19 protein-coding genes are annotated in these 20,680 nt (G+C 72.3%); 8 read left to right on the top strand and 11 right to left on the bottom strand.

All coding sequences use genetic code 11. From position 1 onward, the window contains the following. Positions 1-6 precede the first annotated feature (6 nt). The gene (locus ACFZCF_RS11625; RefSeq protein ID WP_391286235.1) at positions 7-1,719 is read left to right on the top strand and encodes a GAF domain-containing protein; all 1,713 of its coding nucleotides are present in this window, start codon (positions 7-9) and stop codon (positions 1,717-1,719) included. Here the strand turns inward: ACFZCF_RS11625 and ACFZCF_RS11620 are convergent. After that, positions 1,716-2,597 (bottom strand): Cof-type HAD-IIB family hydrolase, encoded by an 882-nt coding sequence (locus ACFZCF_RS11620; protein WP_391286233.1) that lies wholly within the window; start codon positions 2,595-2,597, stop codon positions 1,716-1,718. The genes ACFZCF_RS11625 and ACFZCF_RS11620 overlap by 4 nt on opposite strands. 258 nt (positions 2,598-2,855) lie before the next feature. Here ACFZCF_RS11620 and ACFZCF_RS11615 point away from each other — a divergent pair, with 258 nt between their 5' ends. Next, positions 2,856-3,758, top strand: coding sequence for an LLM class flavin-dependent oxidoreductase (locus ACFZCF_RS11615; RefSeq protein ID WP_391286231.1), 903 nt, complete (start codon positions 2,856-2,858; stop codon positions 3,756-3,758). Between the two features lie 23 nt (positions 3,759-3,781). On the opposite strand, the gene ACFZCF_RS11610 is transcribed toward ACFZCF_RS11615, so the two are convergent. From ACFZCF_RS11610 to ACFZCF_RS11590, 5 genes are all read right to left on the bottom strand, one after another. After that, positions 3,782-4,246, bottom strand: coding sequence for a hypothetical protein (locus tag ACFZCF_RS11610; protein ID WP_391286229.1), 465 nt, complete (start codon positions 4,244-4,246; stop codon positions 3,782-3,784). Positions 4,247-4,373: 127 nt separating this feature from the next. Further along, positions 4,374-4,916: an RNA 2'-phosphotransferase gene (locus tag ACFZCF_RS11605; protein ID WP_391286227.1), complete on the bottom strand. Its 543-nt coding sequence runs from the start codon at positions 4,914-4,916 to the stop codon at positions 4,374-4,376. A gap of 96 nt (positions 4,917-5,012) precedes the next feature. After that, the gene (locus ACFZCF_RS11600) at positions 5,013-5,954 is read right to left on the bottom strand and encodes a MerR family transcriptional regulator (RefSeq protein WP_391286225.1); all 942 of its coding nucleotides are present in this window, start codon (positions 5,952-5,954) and stop codon (positions 5,013-5,015) included. Positions 5,955-6,042: 88 nt separating this feature from the next. Next, positions 6,043-7,842 (bottom strand): SDR family oxidoreductase, encoded by a 1,800-nt coding sequence (locus ACFZCF_RS11595; protein WP_388442256.1) that lies wholly within the window; start codon positions 7,840-7,842, stop codon positions 6,043-6,045. Next, entirely contained in the window at positions 7,842-8,687 is an 846-nt protein-coding gene (locus ACFZCF_RS11590; RefSeq protein ID WP_388442253.1) for a M24 family metallopeptidase, read from the bottom strand. Before ACFZCF_RS11590 ends, ACFZCF_RS11595 begins: the two co-directional genes overlap by 1 nt. A 294-nt stretch (positions 8,688-8,981) precedes the next feature. Here ACFZCF_RS11590 and ACFZCF_RS11585 point away from each other — a divergent pair, with 294 nt between their 5' ends. The 4 genes from ACFZCF_RS11585 to ACFZCF_RS11570 are packed head-to-tail and all read left to right on the top strand — an operon-like array spanning position 8,982 to position 12,543. Beyond that, a complete protein-coding gene (locus tag ACFZCF_RS11585) occupies positions 8,982-9,947 on the top strand; it encodes an ABC transporter ATP-binding protein (protein WP_388443482.1) in 966 nt (321 codons plus the stop codon). Next, positions 9,944-10,846, top strand: coding sequence for an ABC transporter permease (locus ACFZCF_RS11580; protein ID WP_391286222.1), 903 nt, complete (start codon positions 9,944-9,946; stop codon positions 10,844-10,846). The genes ACFZCF_RS11585 and ACFZCF_RS11580 overlap by 4 nt, the downstream gene beginning before the upstream one ends. A gap of 49 nt (positions 10,847-10,895) precedes the next feature. Beyond that, positions 10,896-11,807 carry an ABC transporter ATP-binding protein gene (locus tag ACFZCF_RS11575; RefSeq protein ID WP_359527970.1) on the top strand — a complete coding sequence of 304 codons (912 nt, stop codon included), beginning with the start codon at positions 10,896-10,898 and terminating at the stop codon, positions 11,805-11,807. A 16-nt stretch (positions 11,808-11,823) separates the two neighbouring features. Further along, complete coding sequence (locus tag ACFZCF_RS11570) at positions 11,824-12,543, top strand: ABC transporter permease subunit (protein WP_391286219.1); 720 nt, start codon at positions 11,824-11,826, stop codon at positions 12,541-12,543. A 16-nt stretch (positions 12,544-12,559) separates the two neighbouring features. Here ACFZCF_RS11570 and ACFZCF_RS11565 read toward each other — a convergent pair whose 3' ends face one another. Then, positions 12,560-13,831 carry an MFS transporter gene (locus tag ACFZCF_RS11565; RefSeq protein ID WP_391286217.1) on the bottom strand — a complete coding sequence of 424 codons (1,272 nt, stop codon included), beginning with the start codon at positions 13,829-13,831 and terminating at the stop codon, positions 12,560-12,562. Continuing rightward, positions 13,828-14,526: an FCD domain-containing protein gene (locus ACFZCF_RS11560; protein WP_391286215.1), complete on the bottom strand. Its 699-nt coding sequence runs from the start codon at positions 14,524-14,526 to the stop codon at positions 13,828-13,830. Before ACFZCF_RS11560 ends, ACFZCF_RS11565 begins: the two co-directional genes overlap by 4 nt. Before the next feature lie 157 nt (positions 14,527-14,683). On the opposite strand from ACFZCF_RS11560, the gene lpdA reads away from it, so the two are divergent. Together lpdA and ACFZCF_RS11550 are read left to right on the top strand one after the other, a co-directional pair. Further along, positions 14,684-16,087 (top strand): dihydrolipoyl dehydrogenase, encoded by a 1,404-nt coding sequence (gene lpdA, locus ACFZCF_RS11555; protein ID WP_189949299.1) that lies wholly within the window; start codon positions 14,684-14,686, stop codon positions 16,085-16,087. A 107-nt stretch (positions 16,088-16,194) separates the two neighbouring features. Beyond that, positions 16,195-16,812 carry a rhomboid-like protein gene (locus tag ACFZCF_RS11550; protein WP_388442238.1) on the top strand — a complete coding sequence of 206 codons (618 nt, stop codon included), beginning with the start codon at positions 16,195-16,197 and terminating at the stop codon, positions 16,810-16,812. Between the two features lie 169 nt (positions 16,813-16,981). Here ACFZCF_RS11550 and ACFZCF_RS11545 read toward each other — a convergent pair whose 3' ends face one another. The 3 genes from ACFZCF_RS11545 to pheA all read right to left on the bottom strand — a co-directional run bounded on the left by ACFZCF_RS11545 (position 16,982) and on the right by pheA (position 20,476). Next, complete coding sequence (locus ACFZCF_RS11545) at positions 16,982-17,788, bottom strand: HAD-IIB family hydrolase (RefSeq protein WP_391286211.1); 807 nt, start codon at positions 17,786-17,788, stop codon at positions 16,982-16,984. After that, positions 17,785-19,074 (bottom strand): serine--tRNA ligase, encoded by a 1,290-nt coding sequence (gene serS / locus ACFZCF_RS11540; RefSeq protein WP_391286209.1) that lies wholly within the window; start codon positions 19,072-19,074, stop codon positions 17,785-17,787. The genes ACFZCF_RS11545 and serS overlap by 4 nt, the downstream gene beginning before the upstream one ends. A 466-nt stretch (positions 19,075-19,540) precedes the next feature. Further along, entirely contained in the window at positions 19,541-20,476 is a 936-nt protein-coding gene (gene pheA / locus ACFZCF_RS11535) for a prephenate dehydratase (RefSeq protein WP_388442229.1), read from the bottom strand. Positions 20,477-20,680 lie beyond the last annotated feature (204 nt).

Below are 20,680 nucleotides of genomic sequence, written 5' to 3'. Positions count from 1 at the left end.
AGGGCCATGACCGCCGCGCCGCCCGATCCTCCGGACTCCCTGGTCGCCGCCACCGAGGCCACCCGCACCCTCCAGGGGCTCTCCACGGAGCTGACCGCCCGGGTGCCGCAGCTGCTCGAAGCGATGAGGTCGGTGGGCACCGGGCTCGAACTCCACACCACCCTCGACCGGATCTGCGAGACCGCGGCCGAGCTGGCCGCCGCCCGCTACGCGGCCATCGGAGTCGTCGACGAGGAGGGCAAGGGCCTCTCCGACTTCGTCACCCACGGCGTCGGCGAGGACGTGGCCCGGCGCATCGGACGCCTCCCCGACGGGCACGCCGGGCTGCTCGGCGCGCTCATCCGCGATCCCCGGACCATCCGGCTCGCCGACCTCGCCTCCGACCCGCGCTCGGCCGGCTTCCCGCCCGGTCACCCGGTCATGCGGAGCTTCCTCGGCGTCCCCATCCGCGTCCAGGGCGAGATCTTCGGCAACCTCTACCTCGCGGAGAAGCGGAGCGGCGAGGAGTTCAACGACTACGACGAGCACATGGTCCGGGTGCTCGCCACCGAGGCGGGCATCGCCATCGGCAACGCCCGCCTCTACGAAGCCGCCCGCCAGCGTGAGCGGTGGATCGACGGCTCCGTCGCCGTCACCACCGCCCTGCTCTCCGGCGGCGACGCCGACGACGCCCTCTCCGTCGTCGCCGAACAGGCCCGGCGGCTCGCCGACGCGGACGCCGGGATCGTGCTGCTGCCTGCCGAGGAGGGCGGCCTGGAGGTCGCCGCCGTCTCCTCGGCCCGCGCCACCAAGGCCCTCGGCATGGTCGTCCCGCCGGAGAGCCGGGTCGTGGAGCTCCTCCTGGAGGGCGAGGCGGTCTTCGTCCACGACGCCTCCACCGACCCGCGCATGACCAGCCCGCTGACCTCCCTGTACGGGCCGAGCATGCTGCTGCCGCTGCAGAGCGGCGGCCGGGTCCTCGGCGCGCTCGCGATGCCCCGGGCACGCGGCGCCCGGCCCTTCTCCGAGGCGGAACGGACCCTCGCCACCCAGTTCGCCTCGCAGGCAGCGCTCGCGCTGATGATGGCCGAGGCCCAGCGCGACCGGGAACGGCTCGCCGTCTTCGAGGACCGCGACCGGATCGCCCGTGACCTGCACGACCTCGTCATCCAGCGGCTCTTCGCCACCGGCATGATGCTGGAGAGCGCCCAGCGGAAGGCGATCGTGCCGGCCGTCCAGGAGGGCGTCGGCAAGGCCGTGGACGAGCTGGACGTGACCATCCAGGAGATCCGCACGGCGATCTTCGCCCTCCAGCAGGGCCCGGCGGAGGCGCCCTCGGGGCTGCGCACGCGGGTGCTGCGGGAGATCAACATGGCGGCGGTGCCGCTGGGCTTCAAGCCCGCGCACCGCTTCCTCGGCGCGATCGACGCGACCGTCGGCGAGCTGACGGGCAAGAACCTGATCGCCGCGCTCCGCGAGGCACTCTCCAACGCCTTCCGGCACGCCTCGGCCGGCCGCATCGAGGTCGTCGTCGACGCGACCGTGACCCTGCCGGACGGGTCGCCGGGGGTGCGGCTCACCGTCGCGGACGACGGCGTCGGCCTGCCCGAGGGCGGCCGACGCAGCGGTTTGCGCAACCTCGCCCGCCGCGCCGAGTCCCTGGGCGGCGCGAGCTGGTGCGGCCCCGGCCTCGCCGAGAACGGCGGCGGCACGACGGTCGTGTGGGAGGCGCCGCTCTAGGGCAGGTCGCCCGCGCGCTGCGCCGCGACCGCTTCGGCGACGAGCTGTTCGACGACGACGGCGACGCCGTCGTCGTTGTTGCCCACCGTGCGGCCGGAGGCGGCGGCGACGACGTCGGGGTGGGCGTTGCCCATGGCGTACGAGCGGCCGGCCCAGCTCAGCATCTCGATGTCGTTCGGCATGTCGCCGAAGGCCACCACCTCGTCCGGCGAGATGCCGCGCTGCTCGCAGCAGAGGGCGAGCGTCGACGCCTTGGAGACGCCGAGGGCGCTGATCTCGATGAGCGCGGTGGGGCTGGAGCGGGTGAACGACGCCAGGTGGCCGGCGGCCTCCCGGGCCGTCGCCAGGAACGCGTCGGGGTCGAGCTCGGGGTGCTGGGCGAGCAGCTTGAGGACCGGCGCGGCGGCGTCGGGTACCTCCTCGTACAGCAGCTTCTCGGCGGTGGCGACGGTGGCGCCGGGGTCGAGGAAGAACGGCGGGTACAGCGGCTCGTAGTGGATCCCGGTCGTCATCTCCACGGCGAAGCTGGTGCCGGGCGCGGCGGCGCGCAGGGCCCGTACGACGTCGAGCGCGGCGGGTCGGGGCAGCGGGCGCACCTGCTGGAAGGCACCGCCCGCGTGCAGGTCCACGACGGCGGCGCCGTTGGCGCAGATGGCGAGGCCGTGGCCGTGGACGTGGGCGCTGACGACGTCCATCCAGCGGGCCGGACGGCCGGTGACGAAGAAGACCTCGATCCCCGCCCGCTCGGCCGCGGCGAGGGCGGCGACGGTCCGCTCGGAGACGGACTTGTCGTCGCGCAGGAGGGTGCCGTCGAGGTCGGTGGCGACGAGACGGGCGGTGGGCCGGGAGGAGGCGGAGGGGAGGCGGGGAGAGGTCACCTCCTTATGGTGCCGCACGACGCGCACGGGCGTGCGTGTCCCCGCACATTTGAGTGGCCGGGCGGGGAGGAAGCGCGTGAGCTGGGCGTCTTCGGGGCTGTCGGAGGGGAGAGTGGCACTGACTGCGCTGCGCTGCGCTGGGGACGGGGGTGGGGATGGGGGTGAGGGATGGGGGCGGCCCTGGTGCGCGGGCCGGTGGGGGTTCGGCGGACGGGCCGAGGGCGGGCCCGGCGCGCGCGGGCGACGTACGCTCGGGGCATGAGTCTGCGTCTGAGCACCGTGATCCTGCCTGTCGACCGCTGGCACGAGGGGGGCCGCTCCACCTGGCAGCGCGCCGAGGAGCTCGGTTTCCACACCGCGTACACCTACGACCACCTGTCCTGGCGCACCTTCCGGGACCGCCCGTGGTTCGGCGCCCTGCCGACGCTCACCGCCGCCGCGACCGCCACGGACCGGATGCGCCTGGGCACCCTCGTCACCTCGCCCAACTTCCGGCACCCGGTGACGCTGGCCAAGGAGCTCATCGCGCTCGACGACGTCTCGGGCGGCCGGATCACCCTCGGCATCGGCGCCGGCGGCAACGGCTTCGACGCCACCGCGCTCGGCCAGGAGCCGTGGACGCCGAAGGAGCGGGCCGACCGGTTCGCGGAGTTCGTCCCGCTGCTCGACCGGCTGCTCACCGAGGACGCGGTGACGGAGCACGGCACGTTCTACGCGGCCGAGGAGGCCCGCAACATCCCGGGCTGCGTGCAGCGCCCCCGGCTGCCCTTCGCGGTCGCCGCGACCGGCCCGCGCGGGATGCGGCTCGCCGCCCGGCACGGGCAGGCGTGGGTGACGACCGGCGACCCGAAGCTGTACGAGTCGGGTACGGCGGCCGAGTCGGTGGAGGCCCTGCGCGGGCAGGTCGAGCGGCTCGGCAAGGCGTGCGCGGACACCGGACGGGAGGTGGCCGAACTGGACAAGATCCTGCTCACCGGCTTCACCCCGGAGAAGAACGACGTGCTCTCCTCCCTGGAGGCCTTCGTGGACTTCGCCGGCACCCACCGCGACCTCGGTTTCACCGAGATCGTGATCCACTGGCCGATCCAGGACTCTGTGTTCGCCGCCGACCACGCCGTCTTCGAGTCCATCGCCACGGAGGCCCTGGCACGCCTCGGCTGACCGGAGACCGGAGACCGGATCCGTCAGCGGATCCGGCCGCTCAGCCACGGGGTGAGCGTCATCGACGGGATGAGCTCCTTGTAGGTCTCGCCGCCGGGCACCGGGACGATCAGCCACTGGCCGGGCGGGAAGAACCGTCCCTTCACGTGCGCGAGACCGGTGTGGAGCGCCCGTACGAAGCCGGGGACGGCGTCCCTCGGCACGTCGTCGAACTCGACGCCGTCCACCAGGATCCGGGCGTCGTCCTCGGGGTAGAGCCGCACGGAGACGGAGGGGGAGCCGCCGAGCTCCACATAGGCCTCGTGCGGCAGCGAACCGTCCTCGTCCAGCACCCTGAAGGCGCCGGAAGAGGTGCGGCGCGAGGTCTGGTCCGCGCCGATGTCGTCGGTCACGGTGATCTCCAGGCCGAACTCCTCGGCGAACGCGCGGACGGCGTCGACGGCGGCCTGGGTGCTGGGCGGGTGCGGGTGCGGGTGCGGGTGCGGCATGACCCGATCATGCCCCAGGGCTTCCGCGGGGCCTCCGGGCCTCCGGGGGCTCGGGGTCTCAAGGCCTCCGGGCCTCTGGGCCTCTGGGGGCTCAGGGCGTCCGGAGGTTCGGTCGTCGTGCCGCCGCTCAGCCGGGGAAGCGGATGTACTCCGTCGGCACGGCCGCCGTCAGCCAGACCCCGTTGGCGCTGACCCGGAACTCGTGGCCCGCCCGGTGCATCGCCCCCGCGTCGACGCTCAGCACCACCGGCCGGCCCCGACGCGCTCCGACCCGGGTCGCCGTCTCGCGGTCGGGGGAGAGGTGGACGTCGTGGCGGGCCATGGGCCGCAGTCCTTCCGCCCGGATCGCGGTCAGGTGGGCGGCGACCGTTCCGTGGTACAGGTACGCGGGCGGTTCCGCGGCCGGCAGGTCGAGGTCGACGCCGACCGTGTGGCCCTGGTTGGCCCGGATCCGGGTGCCCTCGACGGCGAACCGCCGCTTGTCGTTGGAGGCGACCACGTGGTCCAGCTCCGCGCGGTCGATCGGGAAGCCGTGGGCGGCCGCGGCGACGAGCAGCGCGTCGATCTCGGTCCAGCCCTGCGCGTCCAGGACCAGGCCGATCCGCTCCGGCTGGTGCCGTAGGTGCTTCGAGAGGTACTTGGACACCTTCACCGTGCGACGTTCGTCCATCGTTCTTCCCCGTCCAGGTTTGATCCACAGCCAACATAAGTTATTCACAGGTCAGTTGAGGATTCTGTGGACAAGTACCCTGACGGATCAAGTGGTTTATTGAAGTGTGGGAGAATCGAAGGCATTTGCTGTCAATGCGTCCAATGTCCTTTTCTGGACCTCGCGTTCGGTCGCCGCTGTCACGAACGCCGCGACGGCCTCCGGGCCGACCAGCCTCTGTACGGCCCTGATCGTGTCCGCCGGGATCGGTACCGGACGCGGCTCGTCGTCCCTCACCGGCGGCCCCTCGGGCGAAAGGTGGATCTGGAGGTGACGCGTCGCCAGGATCCGCATGGCACGGGCCAGTTCGGCCTCCACCGTCTGCTGGGCCAGCGGCCGGAGCCGCCGGACCATCGTCGCCGCCTCGGCCGCGTCCGAGTCCGTCGGCGGCCGGTGCTCCAGATAGCGGGCGAAGACGTGCTCGGTGGTGAACTCCAGGAAACGGGAGGCTATGTGCTCGACCTGCTCCCGAAGTTCCCTCAGATGACCGGTGATCGCGGAGAGCGGCACCCCGGCGGCGTGCAACTCCACGGCCACCGCCAGCTCTTGTGGACTCGGGACCAGGAACTCCTCGGCCTCCCGCCCCGGGATCCGCTCCAGGACGCCGAGCTCGACCGCCTCCCGCACGGCGTCCTCGTCCGGGTCGCCGCCGAAGCGGGCGTCGAGCTCCGCGCGGGTGATCCGGGCCGCCTCCTCGTCCGTCCACGGCCCCTGGACCTCCGCGACGAGCCCGAGCACCCCGCCGAGCCCCCGGCCGGTGTCCCACGCGTCGAGGAGCTCCTTGATCGAGGCCAGCGTGTAGCCGCGGTCCAGGAGGTCGGCGATGCGGCGCAGCCGGGCCAGATGGCTGTCCCCGTAGACGTTGGCCCGGCCCCGCCGCTCAGGGCGGGGCAGCAGGCCGCGGTCCTGGTAGGCGCGGATGGTCCGGACCGTGGCCCCGCTGTGATGGGCGAGGTCCTCGATCCGGTACTCCGCTCGCACTGCTGACTGCTCGGACATCCCGCTCCCACCGGCCGATCGTTCCACCCCGCGCGGGGCCCTGCTGCGAGGGATCGTACGACCGACCACCCGCCAGGGCCCCCCGCCGTCACGCCGGCGGCTGCCAGCGGGCCAGGGCCCGCAGCGCACCCGGAGCCAGCCGGGAGAGCGCGTGGGCGCCCCGGGCCTCCGGCGTGACCGGCACGACCGCCCGGTCGTGCAGCACCGCGTCCAGGATCGCGTCCGCCACCTTCTCCGGCGGGTAGTTCCGCAGGCCGTACAGCCGCGAGGCCTTCCGCTGCCGCCGCTTCTCCTCCGCCGCGTCCGTGACCCCGGCGAAGCGGGCGGTGGCGGTGATGTTGGTGTTGACGATCCCGGGGCAGATCGCGGACACCCCGATGGACCGGTCCGCCAGTTCGGCCCGCAGGCACTCGCTGAGCATCAGCACCGCCGCCTTCGAGGTGCTGTACGCCGGCAGCGCCCGGGAGGGCTGGAAGGCCGCCGCCGAGGCGGTGTTGACGATGTGGCCGCCCTGGCCGCGCGCCACCATCTGCGCCCCGAACACCCGGCACCCGTGGATGACGCCCCACAGGTTGACGTCCAGGACCCGCTTCCACTCCTCGCCGGTCGTCTCGAAGAAGGAGCCGGTGAGGCCGATCCCCGCGTTGTTGACCAGGACGTCGACGATCCCGTACTCCTCGGCCACCCTGGCCGCCAGCTTCTCCATCGCCTGCTCGTCGGCGACGTCCACCACCTCGCCCCATGCCTGCGGCGCGCCGATCAGCCGTGCCATCTCCGCCGTCCTGGCGGCGCCCTCGGCGTCCCGGTCGACCGCGACGACCCGGGCCCCGGCCTCCGCGAAGGCGAAGGCGGTGGCCCGCCCGATGCCGCTGGCGGCGCCGGTGACCAGGATCAGCTGGCCGCCGAACCGCTCCGCGTACGCGGGCTTCACCCCGCTCTTCGCGGTCGACTCCGCCACCGGCCGGGGCGCCCGCGTCTCCGGCTCCTCGTGGGTGCGGACGAAGTCCGTGATCCACGCCGCCAGTTGGTCGGGACGGGTGCGGGGCACCCAGTGCTTGGCGGGCAGGGTGCGCCGGGTCAGGTCCGGCACCCAGGCGCCCAGGTCGTCGTAGAGCCGCTCGGACAGGAAGGCGTCCCCGGTCGGGGTGATCAGCTGGACGGGCGCGTGCGCGAAGGCGTCGGGGCGCGGCCGGGACAGGCGCGCCCGGACGTTGTCCCGGTAGAGCCAGGCACCGGTGGCCGCGTCGTGGGGCAGCGAGGCCGTCGGGTAGTCGCCGGCCGGGACCTTCTCCAGCCGCTCCAGGAGCTTCGGCCAGCGCTTGCCCAGGGGGCCGCGCCAGGCGAGCTCCGGCAGGACCGGCGTGTGCAGCATGTACACGTACCAGGACTTGGCGCCCTGGCCGAGGAGCTGCCCGACCCGGCGCGGGGTGGGGCGGGTCATCCGGCTCTTGATCCAGTGCCCGAAGTGGTCGAGCGAGGGGCCCGACAGGGAGGTGAAGGAGGCGATCCGGCCCTCCGTGCGCGGCACGGTGACGAACTCCCACGACTGCACCGAGCCCCAGTCGTGCCCGACGAGGTGGACCGGCCGGTCCGGGCTGACCGCGTCGGCGACGGCGAGGAAGTCGTCGGTCAGCTTCTCCAGGGTGAAGCCGCCGCGCAGCGGCGTCGGCGCCGTCGAACGACCGTGGCCCCGCACGTCGTACAGCACGACGTGGAACTCCCCGGCGAGCCGCGCCGCGACCTCGGACCAGACCTCCTTCGAGTCCGGGTAGCCGTGCACCAGCAGTACCGTCGGCCGGTCGGCGTCGCCGAGTTCGGCGACGCACAGCTCGATCCCGCCCGTACGGACCCGGCGCTCCCGCGCCCCGTCGAGTCCCGCGCCCGCCATCACACCGCTCCTTCGTTCCACCGCCGCACGTGCGGCAGGTCGTCGTCCAGCCAGAACGCGCTCTGCTCGGGGTCCCTGGAGTCGGTGACGACCAGGATCTCCTCGAACTTCGCGCCCGTACCCCGGAATCCGAGGTGCGGCTCGACCGCCCAGAGGCCCGGAGTGGGCGGGTGGTCGGAGAACGTGTAGGGGGACCACAGCGGCGACCAGCCGTCCCGGTGGCCGTGCACGGCGTCGCTCAGCAGGCCCTTGAGGGACTGGGTGCCGAAGCCGAACAGGGTGGGGGCGAACCGCCGCTCCTTCACCCGGTCGATCTTGTGGGCGATCACGCCGAAGGGATAGGCCCGGTGCCGGTTGGCGTATCCCTGGCGGACCATGAGCCGGTCCACGTCCTCGTATATCTCGCGCAGGCTGCGCCGCTCGCGCACCTCGCGGAGGATCAGCTCGCGGTGCTCGCGCAGATCGGCGAGCAGCTTGTCGTGCAGCGGGTTGAGCCCGAGGCAGCCGCTGTAGCCGATGTCGGCCGTGTACCCCTTGTGGACGGGCGCCATGTCGAGGATGAAGGGCATCCCCGGCTCCAGGCGCTTGTCGGTGGGGAAGAACTGCAGCGGGATCTTGAAGTCGACGAAGGCGGTGCGGTCCCCGAACCAGGCGAAGGGGCGGTGGAACCAGTCCTTCACCCCACGCTCGTACAGCCACTCGCGCTGCATCCGGGCCGCCTCGCGCTCGGTCACCCCCGGCCTGAGCTGGGCCGCGACGGCCTCCGCGCAGGCGTAGGAGAGCTGCTGCACTTCCTTGAACCCCCGCAGTTCCGCGGTCAGTTCGCTTGCCACTGCTGAGGTCATGCCACCCGCCCGTCCCGTGTGAGCGCTTGGTCGCCCTACGCGTCCGTAACTTGACATCGATGAATGTGACAATGCTCGGCGGCTACGTCAAGGGGTGTGCACGAGACCCTGTGGAAAACTCCGCTGTTGCGACCGGGACTCCTCCGCCCGGGGAGCGCCACGGCCCCGCCCCCGAGGGCCGCGACGACTTTCGTCGCGATGCCTCTCGGGGTTCGTACGCCGGAAGTCGGAGAGCGATCGATCCGTAGGGCTGACGACGGCTGTGGCGCGCGCCACTACCGTCGAAGCGTGACTGTGATCGCCACCGAAAGCCTCAGCAAGCGGTTCCCCCGGGTGACCGCTCTCGACCGGCTCTCCCTGGACATCGGGCCCGGTGTGACCGGACTGGTGGGTGCCAACGGAGCCGGCAAGTCCACGATGATCAAGATCCTGCTCGGCCTCTCCCCCGCCACGGAAGGCCGCGCCGAGGTCCTGGGCCTCGACGTCTCGACGCACGGGCCCGAGATCCGCGAGCGCGTCGGCTACATGCCCGAGCACGACTGCCTGCCGCCCGACGTCTCGGCCACCGAGTTCGTCGTCCACATGGCGCGGATGTCCGGCCTGCCGCCGACCGCCGCCCGCGAGCGGACGGCCGACACCCTGCGCCACGTCGGCCTGTACGAGGAGCGCTACCGCCCCATCGGAGGCTACTCGACCGGCATGAAGCAGCGGGTGAAGCTGGCCCAGGCCCTGGTCCACGACCCGAAGCTGGTCCTCCTCGACGAGCCGACCAACGGCCTCGACCCGGTCGGCCGCGACGAGATGCTCGGCCTGATCCGCCGCGTCTGGACCGACTTCGGCATCTCGGTGCTCGTCACCTCCCATCTCCTCGGCGAGCTGGAGCGGACCTGCGACCACGTCGTCGTCATCGACGGCGGCAAGCTCCTGCGGTCCAGCTCCACCAGCGACTTCACCCGCACCACCACGACCCTGGCGGTCGAGGTCACCGACTCCGACGCCCATCCGGACGGCACGGCCGCCCTCCGCGCGGCCCTCGCCGCCGCCGGCGTCACCCTCCACGCGGGTGTGGAGGAAGGACTGCCCGGGGCCGGCCACATCCTGCTCCTGGAGGCCCCCGGCGAGGAGACGTACGACCTGGTGCGCGACACCGTCGCCGGCCTCGGCCTCGGCCTGGTCCGCATGGAGCAGCGCCGCCACCACATCGCCGAGGTCTTCCGTCCCGAGGCAGCCGCGCAGCACGAGGAGGTCAAGGCCCGATGAGCACCCCCGCCCCCGGGGCCGCCCCCGACACCACCCGGATCCACAACATCGGATACCGGTCCTACGACGGCCCGAGGCTCGGCCGCTCCTACGCCCGCCGCTCGCTCTTCTCGCAGTCGCTGCGCGGGGCGTACGGCCTGGGCCGCAGCGCCAAGTCGAAGGTGCTGCCGATGCTGCTCTTCGGCGTCATGTGTGTCCCGGCGCTGATCATCGTCGCCATCTCGGTGTACACCAAGGCCGACGAGCTGTTCGTCGAGTACACCCAGTACGCGGTCTTCCTCCAGCTCGTCATCGCCGTCTACCTGGCCTCCCAGGCCCCCCAGTCGGTCTCCCGCGACCTGAGGTTCCGGACGGTCCCGCTGTACTTCTCCCGGCCCATCGAGCGGGTGGACTACGTGCTCGCCAAGTACGGGGCGATGGCCTCGGCGCTCTTCGTCCTCACCGCCACCCCGCTGCTGATCCTGTGGATCGGCTCGATGCTGGCCAAGATGGACTTCGTCGAGCAGGCCAAGCTGTTCGGCCAGGGACTCGTCTCGGTCGCGGTCCTCTCGGTGCTCTTCGGCGGCATCGGCCTGGTCATGGCCGCGCTCACCCCGCGCCGCGGCTTCGGCGTCGCCGCGGTGATCGCCGTCCTCACCATCTCCTACGGCGCGGTCTCCACCCTCCAGGGCATCTCCTACGCCACCGAGAACACCGACGCCATCGCCTGGCTCGGCCTCTTCTCCCCGCTGACCCTCGTCATCGGCCTGCAGAACGCCTTCCTCGGCGCTCCGGCCTCCTTCCCCGGCGAGGTGCCGGTCGGGGCCGGCGTCGGCACGGTCTACCTCCTGGTCGTCCTCGGCCTCATCGCCGCCTGCTACGGCATCCTGATGCGCCGCTACCGAAAGGTCGGACTGTGAGCGCCCTCCCGTCCCCCGCCACCACCCCTCCAAGGAAGGGGCTGCGCCCATGAGCACCCTCACCATCGACCACGTCTCGCGCTGGTTCGGCAACGTCGTCGCCGTCAACGACGTCACGATGTCCATCGGCCCCGGCGTCACCGGCCTCCTCGGCCCCAACGGCGCCGGGAAGTCCACCCTCATCAACATGATGGGCGGCTTCCTCGACCCCTCCACGGGCAGCGTGACCCTCGACGGCGAGCCGGTCTGGCGCAACGAGTCGGTCTACCGCTCCATCGGCGTCGTCCCCGAGCGGGAGGCGATGTACGACTTCCTCACCGGCCGCGAGTTCGTGGTGGCCAACGCGGAGCTCCAGGGCCTCGGCGCGGCGGAGGCCCAGAAGGCGCTCGCGACCGTCGAGATGGAGCACGCGCAGGACCGGAAGATCGCCACGTACAGCAAGGGCATGCGGCAGCGCGTGAAGATGGCCTCGGCCCTCGTCCACGAGCCGTCCGTGCTGCTGCTCGACGAGCCGTTCAACGGCATGGACCCGCGCCAGCGGATGCAGCTCATGGAGCTGCTGCGCCGGATGGGCGCCGAGGGCCGCACGGTCCTGTTCTCCTCGCACATCCTGGAGGAGGTCGAGCAGCTCGCCTCGCACATCGAGGTGATCGTCGCCGGCCGGCACGCCGCCTCCGGCGACTTCCGCCGGATCCGCCGCCTCATGACCGACCGGCCGCACCGCTATCTGATCCGCTCCAGCGACGACCGGGCGCTCGCCGCCGCGCTGATCGCCGACCCGTCCACGGCCGGCATCGAGGTCGACGTGGTGGAGGGCGGACTGCGGATCCAGGCCGTCGACTTCGGCCGGTTCACCGAGCTGCTGCCGCAGGTGGCACGCGCGCGTGGGATCCGGCTGCTGACGGTCTCGCCGTCCGACGAGTCCCTCGAATCCGTCTTCTCGTATCTCGTCGCGGCCTGAAAGGAGCACGACCCCGATGTACGACCCCACGGTCGCCCGGCTCACCTACCGGGCCCTCCTCGGCCGCCGCCGGGCGGCGATCCTCTTCCTCCTGCCCGGGCTGCTCCTGCTCATCGCGACCGCCGTCCGCGTCATCAACGGCGCGGACGACCAGGTCGCGGCCGACCTCCTCGGCGGCTTCGCGCTCGCCACGATGGTCCCGCTGATCGGCGTCATCGCGGGCACGGGCGCGATCGGCCCGGAGATCGACGACGGCTCGATCGTCTACCTGCTCTCCAAGCCGGTGAAGCGGTCGACGATCATCACCACCAAGCTGATCGTGGCCATCGCCGTCACCATGGCCTTCTCGGCCCTGCCCACCCTGATCGCCGGCTTCATCCTGAACGGCAACGGGCAGCAGGTCGCCGTCGCCTACACGGTCGCCGCGCTGGTCGCCTCCCTCGCCTACAGCGCGCTGTTCCTGCTGCTCGGCACGATCAGCCGGCACGCCGTGGTGATCGGCCTCGTCTACGCCCTGGTCTGGGAGGCGCTCTTCGGCTCCCTGGTCGCCGGCGCCCGCACCCTCAGCGTCCAGCAGTGGGCGCTGGCGCTCGCCCAGAGGGTCACCGGCGAGGGGCTGATCAGCTCGGACGTGGCCCTGCCGACGGCGGCGATCCTCCTGGTCGCCGTCACCCTCGGCGCCACCTGGTTCGCCGGCCACAAGCTGCGCACGCTGGCGCTGGCGGGCGAGGAGTAGGCGCCCTCGGGCGGAGTCAGACGGTGCGGTCGCGGGCGGCGAACAGGCCGACGCCCGCGGCGGCCGCGCACACCCCGATGACCAGCGCGATCGGCACCGTCCACGAGCCGGTCGCCTGGTGCAGGGCCCCGGCCGCGAGCGGCCCGGCGGCGGCCAGCAGATAGCCGACCGTCTGCGCCATGCCGGAGAGCCGGGCCGCCGTCGGGGCGTCCCCGGTCCGCAGCACGATCAGGGTCAGGGCGAGCCCCAGGGCCCCGCCCTGGCCGACGCCGAGGACCGCGGCCCAGAGCCAGGCCCCCTCGGCCGGGGCGACGAGCAGCCCCGCGTACCCGGCCGCGACCATCGCCGTCACCAGCACCACCAAGGGGCGCTGGCTGCGCCTGCGGCCCGCGAGCAGCGGCACCACGAAGGCCCCGGCGACCTGGATCAGGTTGTTGAAGGCGAAGACCACGCCCGCCTCGGAGCGGCTCATCCCGTGGTCGGTGAAGATCGTCGGCATCCAGGCGATGAGCACGTACGACCACACCGACTGCAGGCCCATGAAGAGGGTCACCTGCCAGGCGAGCGCCGAGCGCCACACGCGCGTGGGCGCGGCGCCGGCGGCCGGGACGGGCCGTACCTCGTGCCCGGTGCGGCCCCGGGCGATCAGCACCTGCGGGAGCCAGCCCACCGCCGCCACGACGGCGAGCAGCGACCAGAAGCCGAGCGAACCCTGCCAGCCGCCGCCGAGGGCCTCCTCCAGGGGGACGGCCGCCGCCGCGGCGACCGTGGCCCCCGCGACCATCGCCCCCGTGTAGACGGACGTCATCGCGGCCGCGCGGTCCGGGAAGTCCCGCTTGATGAGACCCGGCATCAGCACGTTGAGCAGGGCGATCGCCGTACCGACGAGGATCCCGCCACCGTACAGCGCCAGGACCGACGGCAGCAGGCGCACCAGGATGCCGGCGGCGAGCAGCAGCAGCGCGGCGAGGACCGTCCGCTCGGCGCCGAAGCGGCGGCCGAGCCACGGGGCGACGAGCGCCCCGAGCCCCAGGAAGAGCACCGGGATCGACGTGATCAGGGAGCCGGCGGTCGAGGACAGCCCGAAGTGCCCGGCGATCTCGCCGACCAGCGGCGCCACGCTCGCCAGCGCGACCCGCATGTTGAGCGAGGCGAGCACGATGCCGACGAGCAGCAGCACCGGATGGGCGAGCAGCGCCCGTCGGGCGGCCGCCCCCGCCGCGGAGGGCCGTACGTCCGCCTCGGCGTCGACCAGCACGCGCGCGTGGTCCGTCTCCGTGCCCCTCACGCCCGCGTCCCGTCGGCACGCTCCGCCATGAGTCCCGCGACGGTCTCCGCCGGTATCCGCAGCAGCTCGCGGGCCTGCCGTTCGGCAGCGTCCGCGTCGCCCGCCTCGACGGCGGCGACCAGGGCCTCGTGGGCGTCGATGTCGACCGGCGGCATCGCGCGGTCGCCGAGCGCCTCCACCAGCACCTCGTGGACCTGGGTGGAGAAGAAGCGGTAGACCTCGATGAAGGCGGCGTTGTGGGTGGCGCCGACCACGGCGAGGTGGAAGGCCAGGTCCGCGTCGGCGTCCCGGTCGCCCTCCTCGCGCAGGGTGGCCAGGGCGGCCCGCAGCCGGAGCAGGTCGTGGGTGTCCCGCCGCTCGGCCGCCAGCCGGGCCGCCTCCGCCTCCAGGGCGGTCCGCACCTCCAGCACGTCCCGGGCGCCCGCGTGGCGGACTCCGCGCAGGACGGCGGCCGGGTCGGCGGTGGAGCGGACGAAGGTGCCGTTGCCCTGCCGGGACTCCAGGAGGCCGGCGTGGACGAGGACCCGGATCGCCTCGCGGACGGTGTTGCGGCCGACGCCGAGTTGCTGGGCGAGCTCGTGCTCGGTGGGGATGCGGTCGCCGACGGACCACTCGCCCTCGGCGAGCTGCGCCCGCAGCTGCTCCACCGCGGAGTCCACCAGCGAGGTCCGCCCCGCCGCTCTCAGTGCCGCCATCCGTCCGGTACCTCACGTTCCGATCGATCACCCAGTTGCCCAGTCATCCTACAACTCGTCCGCAGGTGTGGTGGATCTCCCCGGCCACGGGCGGACGACCGGACTACTGTGGGCTCGTACGTGCACCGAACACCCTCACCACCTTCGGGAGTCAGTCATGTCAGACCGCTTCGACGTCGTCGTACTCGGAGCTGGCCCCGGCGGCTACGTCGCCGCCATCCGCGCCGCCCAGCTGGGCAAGCGGGTCGCGGTCGTCGAGGAGAAGTACTGGGGCGGTGTCTGCCTGAACGTCGGCTGCATCCCCACCAAGGCGCTGCTCCGCAACGCCGAACTGGCGCACATCTTCAACCACGAGGCCAAGACCTTCGGCATCAAGGTCGACGGCTCGGTGACCTTCGACTACGGCGACGCCTACCGCCGCAGCCGCTCGGTCGCGGACGGCCGCGTCAAGGGCGTCCACTTCCTGATGAAGAAGAACGGCATCACGGAGTTCGACGGCCGGGGCACCTTCCTCGACGCGAACACCCTCCAGGTGGCGAAGGCCGACGGCACCACGCAGACGATCACCTTCGACAACTGCATCATCGCCACCGGCGCCAGCCCGCGTCTGCTGCCCGGCACCGCGCTGAGCGACCGCGTCGTCTCGTACGAGCAGCAGATCCTCGCCGAGGACGCCCCGAAGTCGATCATCATCGCCGGCGCCGGCGCGATCGGCATCGAGTTCGCGTACGTGCTGAACAACTACGGCACCAAGGTCACCATCGTCGAGTTCCTCGACCGGATGGCCCCGCTGGAGGACGAGGAGGTGTCGAAGGAGCTGGCGAAGCAGTACCGCAAGCTCGGCATCGACGTCCTCACCTCGACCCGCGTGGACGCCATCGACGAGTCCGGCCCGCAGGTCCGCGTCACCGTCACCGGCAAGGACGGCGCCAGCAAGGTCCTGGAGGCCGACAAGGTCCTCCAGGCCATCGGCTTCGCGCCGAACGTCACCGGCTACGGCCTGGAGGCCGCCGGTGTCGCCCTCACCGAGCGCGGCGCCATCGATGTGGACGGCCGCAGCCGCACCTCGGTCCCGCACATCTACGCCATCGGCGACGTCACCGCGAAGCTGATGCTCGCGCACACCGCCGAGGCCATGGGCGTCATCGCCGCCGAGACCATCGCGGGCGCCGAGACCATGGAGCTCGACTACGCGATGATCCCGCGCGCGACCTACTGCCAGCCGCAGATCGCCAGCTTCGGCTACACAGAGGCGCAGGCCCGCGAGAAGGGCTACGACGTCAAGGTCGCCAAGTTCCCCTTCATGGCGAACGGCAAGGCGCACGGCCTCGGCGACTCCACCGGCTTCGTCAAGATCGTCGCCGACGCCAAGTACGGCGAGATCGTCGGTGCCCACCTGATCGGCCCCGACGTCACCGAGCTGCTGCCCGAGCTGACCCTGGCCCAGCAGTGGGACCTCACCGTCCACGAGGTCGCGCGCAACGTCCACGCCCACCCGACCCTGGGCGAGGCCGTCAAGGAAGCGATCCACGGCATCGCCGGCCACATGATCAACTTCTGAGACCCCGCCGGGCTTCACCGGGCCCCGCGGTCCCAGGTGATAGGCACGGACAGGTGCCGAGCGAAACCACTCCGGGTGGCGAACCGTCCCGACCGATCAGGTCGTGGGTGCGTTCGTCACCCGGTACGCACCTCTGGCTCGCGGTCATCACGATCACGAGCCTCGTCCTCGCCCTCTCGCCCGAGGGCTTCGAGACCTATCTGCTGCACCGCAACAGCAGCAATCTCCACCAGCTCGCCCGCCATCCGGTCCGCGCCCTGCTCGGCAGCGCCTTCTGGATCCAGGATCCGGCCGCGTTGGCCTTCTACGCGCTCCTCTTCGAACTCTTCCACGCCCCCGTGGAACGCTGGCTGGGCACGCCCAAGTGGCTCTTCACCGTGGCCACCGCCCACGTCGCCGCCACCCTCGTCAGCCAGCAGGCCGTCCTCTACGCGATCGCCCACCACGACGTGCCCCGCAGCATGGCGCACGTCGTCGACATCGGCGTCAGCTACGGTCTCGCCGCCTCCGCGGGGATCCTCGCCCACCGCGTCCCCCGGCCCTGGCGATGGCTCTACCTGACCGCCGCCGTGGCCTTCTTCCTCGTCCCCCTGCTGACGGACCGCACCTTCACCGACCTCGGTCACGCGCTCTCGCTCGCCATCGGTCTCGCCTGCTACCCGCTCACCCGGCACCCGGCTCGCGGAAAACCGTTCGCAACCGAACGCCCGCCCGGCGCACACTAGTTGTGCGGGGGAAACGGGGGATCCCCCGGTGGCGGCCGCTTCGAGCGCGCGGATCTCCGATCCGCGCGGGCCGCGACCGACGAAGGCCCGCTCCCTCAGGGAGCGGGCCTTCGCACGGGTTCTCCGGTGGTGCGGGGGCGCGGGTCGGGCCGCTGGTGCGCGACGCGGGTCAGACCGCCAGCAGACGTTCCAGGACGACCGCGATGCCGTCCTCCTCGTTGGAGGCGGTCACCTCGTCCGCGACCGCCCGCAGCTCCTCGTGCGCGTTGCCCATCGCGACGCCGTGCGCGGCCCAGCCGAACATCGGGATGTCGTTGGGCATGTCGCCGAAGGCGATGGTCTCCGCCGCCTTCACGCCCAGCCGGCGTGCCGCCAGCGAGAGGCCGGTGGCCTTGCTCAGACCGAGCGGCAGGATCTCCACGATCCCCGGGCCCGCCATGACCACGTCGACGAGGCCGCCGACGGTGGCGCGCGCGACGGCGGTCAGCTCGGCGTCGCTCAGCGTCGGGTGCTGGATGTAGAGCTTGGTGAGCGGCGCCGCCCACACCTCGGCCGGGTCCTCGTACGGCACGTACGGCAGCGGGCCCTCCTGGGCGCGGTAGCCGGTGCCCACCAGGACCTCGCCCTCCAGGCCGTCCCGGCTCGCGGCCAGCGCCAGCGGGCCGATCTCCGCCTCGATCTTGGACAGCGCGAGTCCGGCGAGCTGCCGGTCCAGGGTGAGGGAGGTCAGCAGCCGGTGCTCGCCGGCGTGGTAGACCTGCGCGCCCTGGCCGCACACCGCGATGCCCTCGTAGCCGAGGTCGTCGAGGATGTGCCGGGTCCAGGGCACCGCCCGGCCGGTGACGACGATGTGCGCGGCGCCCGCCGCCGTCGCCGCGGCCAGTGCCTCCCGGGTGCGGTCCGAGACGGACTCGTCGGCCCGCAGCAGCGTGCCGTCGAGGTCCGTCGCGACCAGGCGGTAGGGGAAGGCGCTCACTTGGCGATCGGCTCCAGGACCTCGCGCCCGCCCAGGTACGGCCGGAGGACCTCCGGGACGCGCACCGAACCGTCGGCGAGCTGGTGGTTCTCCAGGATGGCGACGATGGTGCGGGGGACGGCGCACAGCGTGCCGTTCAGCGTGGCGAGCGGCTGGACGGTCTTCTTGCCGCCCTGCTCCTCGCGCATGCGGACCGACAGGCGGCGGGCCTGGAAGCCGTCGCAGTTGGACGCCGAGGTCAGCTCGCGGTACTTGCCCTGGGTCGGGATCCACGCCTCGCAGTCGAACTTGCGGGAGGCGGAGGCGCCGAGGTCGCCGGTGGCGACGTCGATGACCTGGAAGGGCAGCTCCAGGGAGGTGAGCCACTGCGTCTCCCAGTCCAGGAGCCGCTTGTGCTCGTTCTCCGCGTCCTCGGGCGCGACGTACGAGAACATCTCGACCTTGTCGAACTGGTGGACGCGGAAGATGCCGCGGGTGTCCTTGCCGTACGTGCCGGCCTCGCGGCGGAAGCAGGGCGAGAAGCCCGCGTACCGCAGCGGCAGCTTGTCGGCGTCGATGATCTCGTCCATGTGGTACGCGGCGAGCGGGACCTCGGAGGTGCCGACGAGGTAGTAGTCGTCCTTCTCCAGGTGGTACACGTTCTCCGCGGCCTGGCCGAGGAAGCCGGTGCCCTCCATCGCGCGCGGGCGGACCAGCGCGGGGGTGAGCATCGGGATGAAGCCGGCCTCGGTGGCCTGCGCGATGGCGGCGTTGACCAGCGCGAGCTCCAGGAGCGCGCCGACGCCGGTCAGGTAGTAGAAGCGCGAGCCCGAGACCTTGGCGCCGCGCTCGACGTCGATGGCGCCGAGCGCCTCGCCGAGCTCCAGGTGGTCCTTGGGCTCGAAGCCCTCGGCGGCGAAGTCGCGGATGGTGCCGTGCGTCTCGAGGACGACGAAGTCCTCCTCGCCGCCGACCGGCACGTCCTCGTGGACGATGTTGCCGAGCTGGAGGAGGAGCGCACGGGCCGTCTCGTCGGCCTCGTTCTGCTCGGCCTCGGCGGCCTTGACGTCGGTCTTGAGCTGTTCGGCGCGCTGGAGGAGCTCGGCGCGCTCCTCGGGCGTGGCCCTGGGGATCAGCTTTCCGAGCGCCTTCTGCTCGGAACGGAGCTCGTCGAAGCGGACGCCGGACGACCTGCGCCGCTCATCGGCGGAGAGCAGGGCGTCGACGAGGCCGACGTCCTCTCCACGGGCGCGCTGGGAGGCGCGAACACGGTCGGGGTCCTCACGGAGCAGGCGAAGGTCAATCACCCCACCAGGCTACCGGTGCGTGCTCGCGCCCCCTCACCGGATAAAAGAGCGCGTGTTGGTATGCCCGGATTGAGGCTCTTGGTGTCGTCCTGGAAATTCTCTGGAATCAAGTTATCCACAGGGTGTGAGGAAGTTCTGTGGATTGTGGGTCCGCCGCCTCCGAATTACGTGATCAAACCCGATTTCCCCACTCATTTCGAGGGGAATCCCTCGCTCCGGAGGGTGAGTGAGAGGGGCCTGTCCTGACGTGCGCGACGGTGAGGCCTGTGGATGGAGACCATGCGCGCGAGGGGTGACGGGGGCGATTTGTCGACCTTGTCGGAGGCGGGTGTCGACTTGTCCCCAGCCCGCGCATCGAGCCTGTGGATAAGTGAGGGGGAAAACCGAAAAGTATGCAGGTAGGACTAACGATGCCTGCCTGTGGACGAACGAGCGCACGCATCGCGCCGTTCGGCCACCATCGCGGTCAGGCCCTTCCGTCCTGGGCCCTCGCCAGCCAGTCGGAGGCAGCCGTGAACTCCTCGTCCGAGGTCCCCCGCCGCAGCGGCCTGACGTCCGCGCGGGACGCCCCCGCCCGCGGATACGAGCCGAGGAAGCGCACCTGCGGGCACATCCGCTTGAGACCCATCAGCGCCTCGGCGACCCGCCGGTCCGAGACATGGCCCTCGGCGTCCACGGCGAAGCAGTAGTTCCCGATCCCCGCCCCCGTCGGCCGGGACTGGATCAGCATCAGGTTCACCCCACGCACCGCGAACTCCTGGAGGAGTTCCAGAAGGGCACCCGGATGATCGTCACCCAGCCACAGCACCACCGAGGTCTTGTCCGCGCCGGTCGGCGCCGCCGGCCGGGCGGGCCGGCCCACGAGCACGAAGCGCGTCTCCGCGTTCTCCGCGTCGTGGATCTCCTTGACCAGCGCCTCCAGGCCGTACGTCGCCGCCGCGAACTCACCCGCGAAGGCCGCGTCGAACCGACCCTCCTGCACCAGCCGGGCGCCGTCCGCGTTGGACGCCGCCGACTCCCACACCGCCTCCGGGAGGTGCTTGCGCAGCCACTTGCGCACCTGCGGCTGGGCCACCGGATGGCCCGTCACCGTCTTGACGTCCGACAGCGCGGTCCCGGGGCGCACGAGCAGCGCGAAGGCGATCGGCAGCAGCACCTCGCGGTAGATCATCAGCGGCTCGCCGGAGGCCAGTTCGTCGAGGGTCGCCGTCACCCCGCCCTCGACCGAGTTCTCGATCGGGACGAGCGCGGCGGCCGCCTCCCCGTTCCGGACGGCGTCGAGCGCGGCCGGGACCGAGACCATGGGGACGAGCTCCCGCGTCGCCGCCTCGGGCAGGCTCCGCAGCGCGGCCTCCGTGAACGTGCCTTCGGGGCCGAGGTAGGTGTACCGAGTGGCGGACATACCGTCACCCTAATGCGCCCCGGCGCCCCGCCCGGCCCCGTCTCGGCCCTCGACCCGCGCCGAACCCCGGCCGCCGAGCCGCTCGGCGCTCCGGGCTCAGGGCCGCTCGCGGCTCCGGGCGCCGGGGCCCGCCCGGCCCCGGCCCCGACCCCGCGTCCGGCCTTCCGGCCGGACCGGCCGCTCGCGGCCCCGGCCCCCGGGGTC

It is taken from the genome of Streptomyces sp. NPDC007945, assembly GCF_042958885.1.
Lineage (GTDB): Bacteria > Actinomycetota > Actinomycetes > Streptomycetales > Streptomycetaceae > Streptomyces.
The sequence above is the reverse complement of the archived record's forward strand: the minus strand, read 5'-3'. Positions and strand labels throughout refer to the sequence as shown.

What these genes read in the sequence shown, in the direction of transcription:
- ACFZCF_RS11615 (WP_391286231.1), top strand. Translation starts at nt 2,856, where the DNA reads ATGAGTCTGCGTCTGAGCACCGTGATCCTGCCTGTCGACCGCTGGCAC.
- ACFZCF_RS11580 (WP_391286222.1), top strand. Translation starts at nt 9,944, where the DNA reads ATGAGCACCCCCGCCCCCGGGGCCGCCCCCGACACCACCCGGATCCAC.
- lpdA (WP_189949299.1), top strand. Translation starts at nt 14,684, where the DNA reads ATGTCAGACCGCTTCGACGTCGTCGTACTCGGAGCTGGCCCCGGCGGC.
- ACFZCF_RS11590 (WP_388442253.1), bottom strand. Translation starts at nt 8,687, where the DNA reads ATGACCTCAGCAGTGGCAAGCGAACTGACCGCGGAACTGCGGGGGTTC.
- ACFZCF_RS11560 (WP_391286215.1), bottom strand. Translation starts at nt 14,526, where the DNA reads ATGGCGGCACTGAGAGCGGCGGGGCGGACCTCGCTGGTGGACTCCGCG.
- ACFZCF_RS11570 (WP_391286219.1), top strand. Translation starts at nt 11,824, where the DNA reads ATGTACGACCCCACGGTCGCCCGGCTCACCTACCGGGCCCTCCTCGGC.
- ACFZCF_RS11600 (WP_391286225.1), bottom strand. Translation starts at nt 5,954, where the DNA reads ATGTCCGAGCAGTCAGCAGTGCGAGCGGAGTACCGGATCGAGGACCTC.
- ACFZCF_RS11625 (WP_391286235.1), top strand. Translation starts at nt 7, where the DNA reads ATGACCGCCGCGCCGCCCGATCCTCCGGACTCCCTGGTCGCCGCCACC.
- pheA (WP_388442229.1), bottom strand. Translation starts at nt 20,476, where the DNA reads ATGTCCGCCACTCGGTACACCTACCTCGGCCCCGAAGGCACGTTCACG.
- ACFZCF_RS11610 (WP_391286229.1), bottom strand. Translation starts at nt 4,246, where the DNA reads ATGCCGCACCCGCACCCGCACCCGCACCCGCCCAGCACCCAGGCCGCC.
- ACFZCF_RS11605 (WP_391286227.1), bottom strand. Translation starts at nt 4,916, where the DNA reads ATGGACGAACGTCGCACGGTGAAGGTGTCCAAGTACCTCTCGAAGCAC.
- ACFZCF_RS11575 (WP_359527970.1), top strand. Translation starts at nt 10,896, where the DNA reads ATGAGCACCCTCACCATCGACCACGTCTCGCGCTGGTTCGGCAACGTC.
- ACFZCF_RS11595 (WP_388442256.1), bottom strand. Translation starts at nt 7,842, where the DNA reads ATGGCGGGCGCGGGACTCGACGGGGCGCGGGAGCGCCGGGTCCGTACG.